This is a genomic window from Enterococcus sp. 22-H-5-01 (assembly GCF_050310005.1).
In the GTDB taxonomy this organism is placed as follows: domain Bacteria; phylum Bacillota; class Bacilli; order Lactobacillales; family Enterococcaceae; genus Enterococcus_A; species Enterococcus_A hailinensis.
Genome location: NZ_CP189994.1, coordinates 83,306 through 95,939, shown reverse-complemented (window position 1 = coordinate 95,939; position 12,634 = coordinate 83,306). Strand labels below are relative to the sequence as shown.

The window sequence follows — 12,634 nt, the reverse complement described above, 5'->3', positions numbered from 1 at the left end:
ATTTATTTCAAATATGAAACATGAAACGCAATATGTTCTTCGATAAACGTCGCAATCGTATAATAACTATGATCATACCCAATTTCTTTACGATAACTGATTGCTTCATCACTAGCATCTGCAGCCGCTAAAAAGGCTTGCTCATTCAACTGAACTTGATAAAAATTATCGTCGGTTCCTTGGGTGATCAACATCGGTGCATGCTTAGTCCCAACTTCTTTCAGCAACTCCGTCGCATCCCATGCCCGCCATGTGTTTACCGACGTTCCCAAATACGCAGTAAAAGCCTTTTGTCCCCATGGTACTTGGCTTGGATTTGAAATCGGCGCAAAGGCGGAAATCGCAGAAAAACGTTGGGGATTTTTTAATCCAATCATCAATGCGCCATGGCCACCCATCGAATGGCCCATAATACTTTCTTTACCAGAAAAATTAGGCAGCAACGAATAAACGAGCGCCGGAAGTTCTTGGGTCAAATAATCATACATCTGATAATTTGCTTGCCAAGGTTCTTGAGTCGCATTTAGATAAAAACTTGCCCCTTGTCCTAAATCCCAATCGCCACTATCAGCAACGCCTCTTGGAGAAGTATCCGGCATCACAAAAGCGACGTGATTTTTGGCAGCGTAAGCTTGAAACGCACCTTTTTGACTAAAATTATCGTCCGTACAAGTCAGTCCTGAGAGCCACCAGATCAATGGCATAGCTGTCTTGGTTTCTGGCGGCAAAAACAAACTGAACGTCATCTCACACTTCAAAGTTGCGGAATCATGACGATATTTGATTTGCTGACCACCAAAAGATTGATGTTTTTCTATTATTTCAACTGTCATATTAGGCGTCTCCATAGGTCAACATCGTTCGGATCGATTCTCCACGATGCAATAAGTCAAACGATTCATTAATTTGAGTAAAATCTAAATGATGCGTAATAAACGAATCCAGATCAATCGAACCAGCCATAAATTCTTCCACCATGTCAGGTAATTGAGTTCGACCTTTGACACCGCCAAATGCAGAACCGCGCCATACTCGGCCGGTTACCAATTGGAAGGGACGCGTATGAATTTCTTTACCAGCGCCAGCCACACCAATAATAATACTTTCGCCCCAACCTTTATGGCAGCACTCAAGCGCTGAGCGCATAACATCGACGTTACCGATACATTCAAAGCTATAATCCACACCGCCATTCGTCATTTCAACGATGACTTCTTGGATCGGACGCTCAAAATCTTTCGGATTCACAAAATCCGTCGCGCCCATTTTTTTAGCCAATGCCCATTTATCAGGATTCGTATCGATGGCAATGATCCGTTTGGCTTGAGCTTTTTTCAATCCTTGGATCACTGCTAGACCGATCGCACCTAATCCAAATACTGCTGTTACCGCTCCAGCTTCTACTTTAGCCGTATTTTCAACCGCTCCCAGGCCGGTGGTTACGCCGCACCCTAATAGAGCCACTTTATCTAATGGTGCCAGCTCATCAATTTTCACCAAATTAATTTCATTGACGACAGTATATTCACTAAAGGTACTCGTGCCCATATAATGGTAGATTGGCTTTCCTTGATAAGAAAATCGCGTCGTTCCATCTGGCATCAATCCTTGGCCCTGTGTTTCACGGACAGCCGAACATAGATTGGTTTTACCAGATAGACAAAATTCGCATTTCCCGCATTCTGGTGTATATAAAGGAATCACATGGTCCCCAACTTTGACGGATGTAACCTCATCACCAACTTTATAGACGACGCCCGCCCCTTCATGTCCAAGAACCGCTGGAAAAACACCCTCAGGATCATCCCCCGATAAAGTGAAAGCATCCGTATGACAAACAGAGGTATACAATATTTTTACCATGACCTCCGTTGGTTTTGGATCCGCCACGTCGATCTCAACGATTTCTAAAGGTTTTCCGGCTTCAAAAGCCACCGCTGCTCTACTCTTCATTTCCACATTCCCTCTTTCTACTACCTAATTTGAATACTAACCGAACAATAATTTGTCCATTCCTTTTAAGTATACTGGGGGGCTGGCGATTAAACCAATTAAATGAATCAGCCTGTCACTAATCAAATCGTTTCCCAAAATATCGATCCAGCAAAATGTTTCACTAAAAAAGTACTCCGCCATCGACGAAGTACTCGAAAAAATCAATTAATCACCCGTGCCTTCATCTGACCAAGGAAGTTCCGTTGATAATAATGCCGCAAATTTTTTGTAGTCGTCCCGCTCTTTTAAGCGATGGTCTCGACGTTGCTGGTACCCATCGCAGACCATTTTCTCCTCTGCAGTCTCTGGAATAACTGCCGGCACAGTGAATTCCGTTTCTTCATTCATGTGCGAAGGTACCGCGACGAAAGTTGTGAAACATGTTGCGGCCAAATAGCGCTCGCCTGTGGATAAGTCTTCACCGATTACTTTGACAAAGACTTCCATTGATTTATTATGGCTCCCTGAAACATAGCTCTTCACGCAAACAGAATGATTGGCATGCAACGGTTTTAAAAAATTTAAATTATCCAACGAAGCTGTCACCGCACCACGTCGGCAATGTCTTGAAATAGAGATTGAAGCCGCATCATCGATCAATGTCATCAGCTTTCCACCGAATAAAAAACCAAACGGATTCAAGTCAAAAGGAAAAATTCGGTGGGTCTGGATTACGCGCGATTCGCGACAAGTTTTTGTGTCAGTCAAAATATCACTCTTTCTATTATTTGTCTTTGATTGATTATCTCATTTTACAAGTTTTTTTTCAAAAATTCACAAAAGTATACAGCCGATTGTACATTCTGTATACTTGGCTTATAAAGGAGGTTTACATGATGGAAAAAGAAAAACCCTCAAAACTCATTCCATTTTTTGGTGGTAAAACATCTTACTATCTGATCGGTTTGATTATTTTAAGTGCTCTAGCCATTTATTTATTAACGACTGTTTCCTTTATTTTCAAACCATTAGTAGTGATCATTACCACTATCTTACCACCAATGATTTTCGCCTTACTGATTTATTATTTATTGAATCCGATTGTAAATTTTATCAGCAAAAAGGGATTATCTCGGACGATCAGTATCACGCTAACCTATATCGTGATTCTTGCGATTCTATTTTTCGGTGGTGCTCGTTTAGTTCCCGTGATTCGTGACCAAGCTCAAGATTTGGTCAAACAATTTCCTACGTATTTAGAGGATTTCCAACAAACCGTTCGCCGCTTTTTGGATGCGACTCCGTTTGCTGCTTCTTCAGATGAAGCTTTGAATTCGATTGACAAGTTAACAAACGAAGCGCTTAGTTATTTAGGAAATAATTGGCAAGATGGCGCAAAAGGACTAGGAACGATTTTTTCTGCTGTCTCTAGTACCGCGATCACTTTATTTACTGGGCCGATCATTGCTTTCTTTTTGATCCAAAGTCCCCAAAAATTATACAACACAGTAATGGAATTGATTCCGCCGCGGTTTCGTAAAGATTCTAGTGCGCTGATCAAAATCGCAAATCAACAATTAGGCGCTTTTTTAAAAGGTCAAGTCATTGCATCTTTATTATTAGGTCTGATTTATTGGGGTGTTTTCTTACTCTTAGGTCTGCAATACGCGACCGTCATTGCTTTAGCAGCAGGGATATTAAGTATTATTCCTTATATCGGTTCTTTCCTGGCCTTTCTTCCAGGGCTATTCATTGCTTTTCAAGATTCAACCTTTATGGTCGTCAAATTCGTGATTGCCTGGTTCGTCGTTCAGCTATTACATGGCGACCTAGTCGTCCCTCGTGTAATGGGCGATAAATTAAAGATTCATCCAATTACGATTTTAGTCGTGTTATTAGTCATGGGGGATCTACTTGGACTAGTCGGAGTGATTTTTGGTATCCCGATCTATTCAATGATCAAATTGCTCGTCGTCTTTACCTTCCGAAAATTCAAGCAACGTTACAATAAATACTTTGCTGATGAAGGTACTTATCGAAAGACCGGTTTTTCCGAAGACGATTATCTATAAGCAAAAAAAGCTGTCCTTTTTAAAAGGAACAGCTCAGAATGTAGACAAAGTACTAATATTTAGTACTTTGTCTTTTTTATTCGCAAGAATAAGGCTAAAAAAGATTTTATTGAAAAAATGAGTAATCTGCATAAATCACAATTATGATAAGCTTATCTTTGAGAGTATAATAATTTTAAAAATGATTCTTTTACATTATTTGATGTTTTAGCCTTATCAATAGTTAAATAAAATGAACAGGTTGTGGATAGAAGCTTATGTATGCTTTAGAATAGGAAGTAATAAATAGAAACTATAAAGCTGTTCGATTAAAATTCTAAATAAAAAGAGCAGAAGCACATAAATTCTATGAGACAATAGGTTATGACAATGGTAAAAATCAAAAAAATTTATTAAGATGTTTAGCTATTAAGATACTATAGGTAAAAAAGGAAGTGCTTAAATGAACGAAGAACAAGAAAAATTTTGGATTGATTTTAAGCAAGAAAAACCTATATTCAAGAATATTACTTTTGGTGCTGCATGGAGTTTCGGGAATACCAAAGAACTGGCTGACGAATTGGCTGAATTAGTTTTAATTGGAAGAAAAACTGCTACTGCTAGTGCCTTTATTCAATATGAAAAACATAAAAAGCCTCTACCTAAAGTTAATCCTAGAGTATTTGATATTCTGTTGAATGGAGAACAAAAACCTTTAGCAATATTACAAAATACCACAGTATATGTCACAACTTTTGATGCTGTATCAGAAGACCATGCTTACAAAGAAGGCGAAGGTGATAGATCTCTAGACTACTGGAAAAAAGTACATTTGGACTTTTGGAAAAAAAGTTTAAAGATGGATAACCTCGACAATATAGATATAGAAAAAATGAAAGTTGTTTGTGAAGAATTTAAAGTAATTTGGAGAAAATAGAGATTAATTAACTATTTTGGATGTTAATTATCTATCATCATCGTTTTTATAATCTAGATTCGACTGAGAATCACTAGTATGAAATTGCAATAATTGTTTAAAATACTGTAAGATTAATGGTTTATTGTATGCTGTTAGTAAAGGAGAATAATTATGGATTTAGTTATTAACAGATTTTATGCGCCTTCGAAGCTTCATTATGATTTATTATTGGATGCTGATCCCTCGATAGATAACATTAATAGTTATTTGTGTAGAAGCATTTGCTTCGAAAGTAAAATAAAAGAAGAAACTGTAGGAATAATTATTTTGTTACCCACAAGGCCTCACACTGCTGAGATAGTTAATGTGGCTGTATTACCAAAATATCAAGGTCAAGGAATAGCACAAAATATGATAAATTCTATTCTTAAGAAAGCAAGGTCCCTTAATATAAAAACAATAACTGTGGGAACTGGAAGTACTAGTTTTAAGCAACTATATCTTTATCAAAAATGTGGTTTTCGAGTAAGTTGTATAGATACAAATTTTTTTCTTAAACACTATGATTTTGAAATAATAGAAAATGGTCTTGTGTTAAAAGATATGATTCGATTATCAATTGATTTATTCTAAAATCTAATTAAAACAAGAGGAATCATATACAGAGTATAGAACTCTTATATAAAATTTGTTCACAAAAAAAGCTGTCCTTTTTAAAAGGGACAGCTTTTTCTTATTGGTAAATCGATAAAAACATCAGCAAGGCGCCTAACATCACGAATAGATGCCAAACTACATGCATAAAGCGACGATCTTTCATACTATAAAAGATCGAACCTACGGAGTAAGCAATTCCGCCGAACAATAATAAAAGTAAACTTTTTAGGCCGACACTTTTGTAAAGCACAGGCAATGCGATCGCTACACCCCAACCCATGACATTATAAAGGATCGTTGAAACTTTAGAGACTGACGTTTGTTTCATTAAAGTCAAACATTTATAGATAATTCCGGCAATCGCCGATAGCCAGATAACTGATAGTAAAACAATGCCGATCACACCTTGGATATACAACAAACAATATGGCGTATAGGTTCCCGCGATTAAAAGATAAATCGAACAATGATCGAAAACTTGGAACACTTTATTGGCTTTGGTGAAAATCAAACTATGGTAAAGCGTTGACGCTAGAAAAAGCATCAGCAAGGACACACCATAAATGACAAATGAAATATAATGCAACGGACTATCTGCTTTTTGTAGTAACAGAACAATACCCGCAATGCTCAACAGCGCACCCACACCATGTGTGACCGCATTCAACACTTCGTTCGTGATTAAATACTTTCGACTAAATTGTGCTTCCATTCGCTTATCACCTCATATTAATTTCTAAAGACAATATATCACGATTAATAAAATAATGCAATCTAGTTATAATAACTAGATAGTCGAAAATTAGCCCAAAACGATTCCTTGATCTACCAAACGATAACCAAAGACTAGTTCCTCTTCGAAATAGATTTCTGCATCCTTGGCTTCGTTCAACAAATTAATGAATACATTAAGACGCAAAATCTCAGAGGAATTTTTTTGTAATATAATTTTATCAGCCGTCCTTTTGACTGCCAAATGATTTGTTTCTTGCTCCCCTTCTTTTATAAAAACAAATTGATAAGAAGACAATTGTGTTAATTCGCCGGCTGAATCCACTTGGATCGCCGTCAATAAATCTTTTGCTTTCATCTTTTCGACCTCATTTACTTATTGATATAATCAGTTTAATTCATTTACCTTAAGTATAACAAAAAGCAAATGATGAATTGGAAATAAATGCTTCCAACACCATCATTTGCTTGTTAATTACGATCTAAACTTTTAGCAATCACATTACCTAATGACTGAACGACTTGGACCAAAATAATCAATAAGATAATCGTAGTATACATGATCGTCGGTTCATTTCTTAAAAAGCCATATTGATAGGCAATGCTACCTAACCCACCTGCGCCGACCAAGCCAGCCATCGCTGTTGCACCGATCAATCCGATCATTGCAATCGTCAAACCACGAATGATCCCGCCGCGTGCCTCGCGTAATAAAACACTACGAATGATATGGAAATGATTGATCCCCATGGCTTGATAAGCTTCAATCACACCACCGTCTACTTCTAATAAAGAGGTTTCGACTAGCCGGGCCAAATAAGGTGCCGTGTAAATGATCAATGGCAATAAAACTCCTTGGACCCCGATCGTCGTCCCCATAATAAATTTCGTCAGAGGCAAAATCAAAAATAGTAAAATAATAAACGGCAGCGAACGTAAGATATTAATGACGCTATTTAACACCGTATATAATGGAAAGTTACTATTTAATCCTCCTGGGCGTGTGATCACTAGTAACACACCTAACGGAATTCCAATCACGATCGATAGTGTGAGTGCGATACAGACCATCACTAATGTCTGACCCAAGCCTTCAATGATGACACTGCCCCATTGACTCCAAAAAGCATTCATTTTATGCCCTCCTCTTTTCATGTCTTCAACCTTTTTATAAAGCAACCAATCAAATTTCTTCTATAATAATACCTTGTGATTTGATATATTCTTTTGCCGTCACAAAATCTTCTGTGCTTCCGCCAGAAAATTGCACTAATAATTTTCCATGTCGCTGCTCTTTTAAGTAGCCAATCGTACCACTTAAAATATTTGGGCTTAATGGAAATTCTTTTGCGACTTTTGATAAGACCGGTTCGGTGGCTTCGTCGCCAATAAATTGCAGTTGCACCAAGCGTCCCGTATTTCGGTAATTTGACAATACCTCTTCCGGAACACCATAACTATCATTTGCACCAATAAACCGTTTGGTCGTTGCTTCTTTAGGCTGCGTAAATAAATCAATTACCGGCCCAGCTTCAACAATCTGACCCTCTTCCATCACCGCCACTCGGTCACAAATTCGCTGAACGACCTCGATTTCATGGGTGATCAAGAAGATCGTAATTCCCAATTCTTGATTGATTTTCGTTAACAATGTCAAAATCGATTCCGTTGTTTCAGGATCCAAGGCACTTGTCGCTTCATCTGATAACAAAATTTCCGGCTCATGCGCTAAAGCTCGAGCGATAGCGACCCGTTGACGCTGACCACCAGAAAGTTGCGCCGGATAATTATCTTTACGATCTGTTAAGCCAACCAATGCTAAGTATTTAGCCACACGCTCTTTGATTACCTCTTTAGAAACACCTTCTAATTTTAACGGTTTGGCAATATTCTCATAAACCGTCGCTGTTGAAAGTAAGTTATAACCTTGAAAAATCATACCGATTTTCCTTCTAGTTAACAATAATTCTTTTTTGTTAAGTTCTTTTAAATTTTGACCATTGATTAAGATATCACCCGTAGTAGGTGGCTCTAAATAGTTGATCATCCGAATCAATGTCGATTTTCCTGCGCCTGAATATCCTACAACACCGAAGATCTCTCCTTTTTCAATTTTTAAATCAACCTCTTTCACTGCTTCAATCCGCCGCTTTTTTTGTTGATACACTTTTGAAACTTTTTTCAATTCGATCATTCGGCTCACCTCTTCTATTTTACAATTACATTTTTTACTGCCAACTCTCTTACTCAAGTAATAAGTAACAGAGCCGGCAGCTCACGATGATTTCTTAAAAGGCTGGGACAACAGAACCTTTGAAGGTATCTTCAATAAACTTTTTCGTTTCATCTGATTGATAATATTTTTTGATTTCTTTGATGATCTTGTCATCTTTATTTTCCGTGCGGACAGCAAACACATTGAAATTCGGGTTATTTTCTAAAGGCTCATGATAGATTGCATCATCATTGATCGTTAGTCCAGCACCAAATGCAAAGTTTGTATTGATTACTGCTGCAGATAATTCACTTAATTGCGATGGGATTTGTGATGCTTCTAATTCAACAATTTCAATATTTTTAGGATTTTCATCAACATCATTTTTAGTTGCTTTAACTTCAACACCAGCTTTTAATTTCAATACGCCCGCTTTTTCCAATAACTTTAATGCACGATATTCGTTTGTAGGATCATTTGGCACCCCAATTTTATCTCCGTTTTGAAGTTTACTTAAATTATCAATTGATTTAGAGTAAACCCCTAATGGAAAAGCGACTGTTTTAAACGCCGACTCGAGTTTGTACTCTTTATCATCCACTTGCTGTTCTAGAAAAGACAACGTTTGATAACTGTTTCCGTCTAAGTCGCCATCATTCAATGCCGTGTTCGGTGTATTGTAATCATCAAAAGCTTTTATTTTAATTTCGATTCCATCTTTTTTGGCTTGTTTAGCAACTTCTTCCATAATTTGTTGGTGTGGTCCAGAAGTGACCCCAATCGTCACTGATTTTTCGTCTAAATGTTTGGCTTCACTTTTACTACCACATCCAGCTAATAATCCTCCCACACCCAATGCCACAACACTTAATAAAATTCCTTTACCCAATCGTTTCATTTTATTCCTCCTAATTTAACTTTTTATTTTTGATTCTAAAATTATAATGGCCGTAAAACAGTACCGATTTTTCGAATGAAAAATCAGTACCTATCAATGTGCAGATAGACAAAGAAAAAACTCGCCCCTCTCCAACACTAAATCTGTCAGAAAAGGACGAGATTACTCGCGTTACCACCTTTGCTTACGATAACCTCACGACTACCGTCTTTACAAGTACTAATTATACTTGAGCGTTTTTAACGAGCGCTGCCCCGTCATTGTCTACCTATCGACAATCCCGTTCAGAGACCATTTTCTAAACCATGCCACATATCCGCTCTCACCTACCCGGATTCTCTTTAATGCTTTAAGATCTATACTTTTCTCTTCATCACGTTTCTTTGTTTGCAAATTGATAAATCGTATACTACACATCTAAATTAAAAATGTCAACCTTTTTTATTATCAAAAACACATTTGACTTTAATTTAAACAAGGTCTAAACTATTTTAAATCACATTTAAGGAGTTGACCAAATGGATATTGCTACTGAAGTACGACCAGGCGCGAACCGTTACGTAAGCGATGAAAATATTTTAAGAAATTTGCCTAGCTATCTCACTGATTTTGAAAAAATTTTTATTATTACTGGAGACACCTCCTTTGATATTTTTACAAGTTACTACAAAAATGAACTCCCATTTCCTGTTTATCGTTACGATGGAACCGCTAGTTATGAGAATGCTTCAGCACTCGCTTCAGAAATCATTGCTGCCGATTTAATTATCGCTATCGGTGGTGGCCGTCTGATTGATACGGCCAAGATGACCGCTGAAGAATTAAATGCTGAATTATTAGTCATTCCAACTTTGATTTCTAATTGTGCTCCCTTCACACCGATTGTTGCGATCTATCATCCAGATCGAACCTTTAAATCAATTGGTTATATGAAACGAGCTCCTTTCTTAACCTTAGTCGATTGGTCATTTTTGTTGAATACACCCGTCGACTATTTTATAGCCGGGATCGGCGATACATTAGCTAAGTGGTATGAAATTGAAGGTATCACTCGAACCCTCACTGAAGATAAAAAAACTGCCTATGTACGTTTAGGGATTGCCAGTGCAAAAGCGATTCAAGATTTGCTCTTAACAGATTCTATTTCAGCCATAAATGATTTGAAAAACAAGCAAATCACCCCTACTTTCAGTCGTGTGGCTGATACAATTATTGGGCTTGCCGGGGAAACAGGTGGATTTGCTGCTGCTCATGGTCGTTCTGCTGGAGCTCACGCGATTCACGATGGGCTATCTTATTTAGAAGAAACACATGACCAACTTCATGGGAAAAAAGTTGCTTATGGCATTTTAGTTCAACTTGCCCACACCAAAGATCTCGATGAACTCAAAAACTTAAGACCTTTTTATGAAGCAACCGGTTTACCCTTAAAATTACAACAATTGAATGTCTGCGATCTATCCACAGAGCACTTAGCTCCTGTTATTAAACACGCTGCTTCATCTGCCGAAACTTTTAATATGGTTGATGCTAATATTACTGTTGATGATATTTATCAAGCAATTCAAATCATCGAATCATTATGAAGTTTACTTTAAACGCATTAAGGTTAACCCTAATGCGTTTTTTTGAAGTTTACTATAAAATATGAACTTATCTATCTATAGCCATACTAGCACACAAAATAAACCGGTTTCAAAGTTTACCTTTAAGTTGAAAATACAGTTTACTTTTTATACTATCAATATATAAGTTTACTTTATTTATTTTAAAAGTAAACTATTTTTTAGGTTCTTCTTCAATTATTGGGTTTACCTTATTTTTATTTTAAAAGTTTACTTCAAAAAAAATCCATTTAGGTAAACGGTATACCTTAATTATATAGTTTACTTTTTATAAAAAAATAGTGGTTTACTTTATATTCAAAGAGTTTACCTGTTTTATTTCAATTCAATGATAAAGTTTTTTTTTATTTTCTATATTGTTTACCTTAAATAGTAATTAGTTTACTTTTTATATAATAAAATACTTTTAAATAAGCTTTTTTATGAGTAAAAAGTTTACCTTAATTTTTCAATAGTAAACTTTTTATTTTTTTTAGTTTACCTATGCATTATATGAAGTTTACCTTTTATAAAAAGTAAACTTTTTATATATAATTTCAAAGTAAACTTTATATATCGAATAATAAAGTTTACTTTATTGATTTATTTAAGTACACTTTATTTAAAGGCATAGTGGTAAACTTTATTTGAGCTTTTTATAGTAAACTTTATTGCATTATTATTTTCTTTGTAGTAAACTTTATTGCATTATTATTTTCTTTGTAGTAAACTTTATTTGAGTAATTATGATTGGAGAATTTTTATGCCAAAACAAGCTGAAACATATGTAGTCGGAAATTTTAAAGGTGGGGTAGGTAAGTCAACCACCGTTCAAATGTTATCTTTTGAAAGTGCATTTAGAAAAAAACGTAAAACGTTAGTAATTGATTTAGATCCTCAAGGAAATACTAGTGATGTACTATCTATCACAGCTGAAAATTTTGGGAATGAAAATTTACCCGATGAATTTGATGCGACTATTTGGGAAGCTGTTAGAACAGGGGACATAACTTCTTCTATTTATAACATTATGCCTGACCTTGATTTGATTCCTGCAAATATTTCATTTTCTGATTTTCCTGATTATATGATTGAAAAGTATCCTAGTGATAAACTTTCTCAATTTAGATATATGGAAAAATTGATTCAGCCGTTGAAAGATATTTATGATGTCATCTATATTGATGTCCCACCGACGATTAGTACCTATTCAAATGCAGCAATGTATGTTGCAGAATACGTCATAGTGATTTTACAAACACAAGTAAAATCTCTAAAAGGGGCTCAAAATTACATTGATTACATGAATTTCTTTATTGAACAATACGATACTGATCTAGAGGTAGTAGGAATCGTTCCATTTATGATGCAAAAACGTGATTCTGTGGATCAAGAAATTTATACTGCTGCAAAAGATATTTATGGTGCTCATTTATTGGATACTGTTGTGTTGAACCAAAGTCGTTTAAAACGTTACGATGGCTCTGGTATTACCTATGATATTAATAAAAATGGCAAAGTAGAACAGTGGGATAAACGTGCACATGAAGTTTTTGTCAATATTTTAGATGAAATTGATGAACACCGTCGTATATTGAGCGGTGAAGAGTAGGGGAGACGTTA

Annotated in this window: 13 protein-coding genes and 1 other annotated feature; of the genes, 5 read left to right on the top strand and 8 right to left on the bottom strand. The window is 36.1% G+C overall.

All coding sequences use genetic code 11. The annotated features are described in order from the left end of the window. Positions 1–2: 2 nt before the first annotated feature. The 3 genes from fghA to ACQKTA_RS11375 all read right to left on the bottom strand — a co-directional run bounded on the left by fghA (position 3) and on the right by ACQKTA_RS11375 (position 2,703). Positions 3–833: an S-formylglutathione hydrolase gene (gene fghA / locus ACQKTA_RS11385; protein WP_427814799.1), complete on the bottom strand. Its 831-nt coding sequence runs from the start codon at positions 831–833 to the stop codon at positions 3–5. A 1-nt stretch (position 834) separates the two neighbouring features. Continuing rightward, positions 835–1,953, bottom strand: a complete 1,119-nt coding sequence (locus tag ACQKTA_RS11380) for an S-(hydroxymethyl)glutathione dehydrogenase/class III alcohol dehydrogenase (protein WP_427814798.1) — start codon at positions 1,951–1,953, stop codon at positions 835–837. Positions 1,954–2,160: 207 nt separating this feature from the next. Further along, positions 2,161–2,703 carry an acyl-CoA thioesterase gene (locus ACQKTA_RS11375; RefSeq protein WP_332581586.1) on the bottom strand — a complete coding sequence of 181 codons (543 nt, stop codon included), beginning with the start codon at positions 2,701–2,703 and terminating at the stop codon, positions 2,161–2,163. Positions 2,704–2,831: 128 nt separating this feature from the next. Between ACQKTA_RS11375 and ACQKTA_RS11370 the strand changes: the two genes are divergently transcribed. The 3 genes from ACQKTA_RS11370 to ACQKTA_RS11360 all read left to right on the top strand — a co-directional run bounded on the left by ACQKTA_RS11370 (position 2,832) and on the right by ACQKTA_RS11360 (position 5,538). Continuing rightward, positions 2,832–4,007: an AI-2E family transporter gene (locus ACQKTA_RS11370; protein WP_427814797.1), complete on the top strand. Its 1,176-nt coding sequence runs from the start codon at positions 2,832–2,834 to the stop codon at positions 4,005–4,007. A 442-nt stretch (positions 4,008–4,449) separates the two neighbouring features. Further along, a complete protein-coding gene (locus ACQKTA_RS11365; RefSeq protein WP_427814796.1) occupies positions 4,450–4,923 on the top strand; it encodes an ASCH domain-containing protein in 474 nt (157 codons plus the stop codon). A gap of 153 nt (positions 4,924–5,076) precedes the next feature. Next, positions 5,077–5,538 (top strand): GNAT family N-acetyltransferase, encoded by a 462-nt coding sequence (locus ACQKTA_RS11360; protein ID WP_427814795.1) that lies wholly within the window; start codon positions 5,077–5,079, stop codon positions 5,536–5,538. 100 nt (positions 5,539–5,638) lie between these two features. Here ACQKTA_RS11360 and trhA read toward each other — a convergent pair whose 3' ends face one another. The 5 genes from trhA to ACQKTA_RS11335 form a co-directional block, all read right to left on the bottom strand. Further along, positions 5,639–6,274 (bottom strand): PAQR family membrane homeostasis protein TrhA, encoded by a 636-nt coding sequence (trhA, locus tag ACQKTA_RS11355; RefSeq protein WP_332581585.1) that lies wholly within the window; start codon positions 6,272–6,274, stop codon positions 5,639–5,641. Positions 6,275–6,364: 90 nt separating this feature from the next. Continuing rightward, positions 6,365–6,652, bottom strand: a complete 288-nt coding sequence (locus tag ACQKTA_RS11350; RefSeq protein ID WP_427814794.1) for a hypothetical protein — start codon at positions 6,650–6,652, stop codon at positions 6,365–6,367. A 113-nt stretch (positions 6,653–6,765) separates the two neighbouring features. Continuing rightward, entirely contained in the window at positions 6,766–7,428 is a 663-nt protein-coding gene (locus ACQKTA_RS11345) for a methionine ABC transporter permease (protein WP_427814793.1), read from the bottom strand. 49 nt (positions 7,429–7,477) lie between these two features. After that, positions 7,478–8,488 (bottom strand): methionine ABC transporter ATP-binding protein, encoded by a 1,011-nt coding sequence (locus ACQKTA_RS11340; RefSeq protein WP_427814792.1) that lies wholly within the window; start codon positions 8,486–8,488, stop codon positions 7,478–7,480. 94 nt (positions 8,489–8,582) lie between these two features. Then, positions 8,583–9,407 carry a MetQ/NlpA family ABC transporter substrate-binding protein gene (locus tag ACQKTA_RS11335; RefSeq protein WP_332654292.1) on the bottom strand — a complete coding sequence of 275 codons (825 nt, stop codon included), beginning with the start codon at positions 9,405–9,407 and terminating at the stop codon, positions 8,583–8,585. Positions 9,408–9,556: 149 nt separating this feature from the next. Further along, positions 9,557–9,790: a binding site (T-box leader), on the bottom strand. Between the two features lie 135 nt (positions 9,791–9,925). Here ACQKTA_RS11335 and ACQKTA_RS11330 point away from each other — a divergent pair. Continuing rightward, positions 9,926–10,993 (top strand): iron-containing alcohol dehydrogenase family protein, encoded by a 1,068-nt coding sequence (locus tag ACQKTA_RS11330; RefSeq protein WP_427814791.1) that lies wholly within the window; start codon positions 9,926–9,928, stop codon positions 10,991–10,993. 781 nt (positions 10,994–11,774) lie between these two features. Then, positions 11,775–12,623 carry a ParA family protein gene (locus ACQKTA_RS11325; protein WP_427814790.1) on the top strand — a complete coding sequence of 283 codons (849 nt, stop codon included), beginning with the start codon at positions 11,775–11,777 and terminating at the stop codon, positions 12,621–12,623. Positions 12,624–12,634: the final 11 nt, after the last annotated feature.

What these genes read in the sequence shown, in the direction of transcription:
- ACQKTA_RS11360 (WP_427814795.1), top strand. Translation starts at nt 5,077, where the DNA reads ATGGATTTAGTTATTAACAGATTTTATGCGCCTTCGAAGCTTCATTAT.
- trhA (WP_332581585.1), bottom strand. Translation starts at nt 6,274, where the DNA reads ATGGAAGCACAATTTAGTCGAAAGTATTTAATCACGAACGAAGTGTTG.
- ACQKTA_RS11340 (WP_427814792.1), bottom strand. Translation starts at nt 8,488, where the DNA reads ATGATCGAATTGAAAAAAGTTTCAAAAGTGTATCAACAAAAAAAGCGG.
- fghA (WP_427814799.1), bottom strand. Translation starts at nt 833, where the DNA reads ATGACAGTTGAAATAATAGAAAAACATCAATCTTTTGGTGGTCAGCAA.
- ACQKTA_RS11350 (WP_427814794.1), bottom strand. Translation starts at nt 6,652, where the DNA reads ATGAAAGCAAAAGATTTATTGACGGCGATCCAAGTGGATTCAGCCGGC.
- ACQKTA_RS11370 (WP_427814797.1), top strand. Translation starts at nt 2,832, where the DNA reads ATGGAAAAAGAAAAACCCTCAAAACTCATTCCATTTTTTGGTGGTAAA.
- ACQKTA_RS11325 (WP_427814790.1), top strand. Translation starts at nt 11,775, where the DNA reads ATGCCAAAACAAGCTGAAACATATGTAGTCGGAAATTTTAAAGGTGGG.
- ACQKTA_RS11335 (WP_332654292.1), bottom strand. Translation starts at nt 9,407, where the DNA reads ATGAAACGATTGGGTAAAGGAATTTTATTAAGTGTTGTGGCATTGGGT.
- ACQKTA_RS11345 (WP_427814793.1), bottom strand. Translation starts at nt 7,428, where the DNA reads ATGAATGCTTTTTGGAGTCAATGGGGCAGTGTCATCATTGAAGGCTTG.
- ACQKTA_RS11365 (WP_427814796.1), top strand. Translation starts at nt 4,450, where the DNA reads ATGAACGAAGAACAAGAAAAATTTTGGATTGATTTTAAGCAAGAAAAA.
- ACQKTA_RS11330 (WP_427814791.1), top strand. Translation starts at nt 9,926, where the DNA reads ATGGATATTGCTACTGAAGTACGACCAGGCGCGAACCGTTACGTAAGC.
- ACQKTA_RS11380 (WP_427814798.1), bottom strand. Translation starts at nt 1,953, where the DNA reads ATGAAGAGTAGAGCAGCGGTGGCTTTTGAAGCCGGAAAACCTTTAGAA.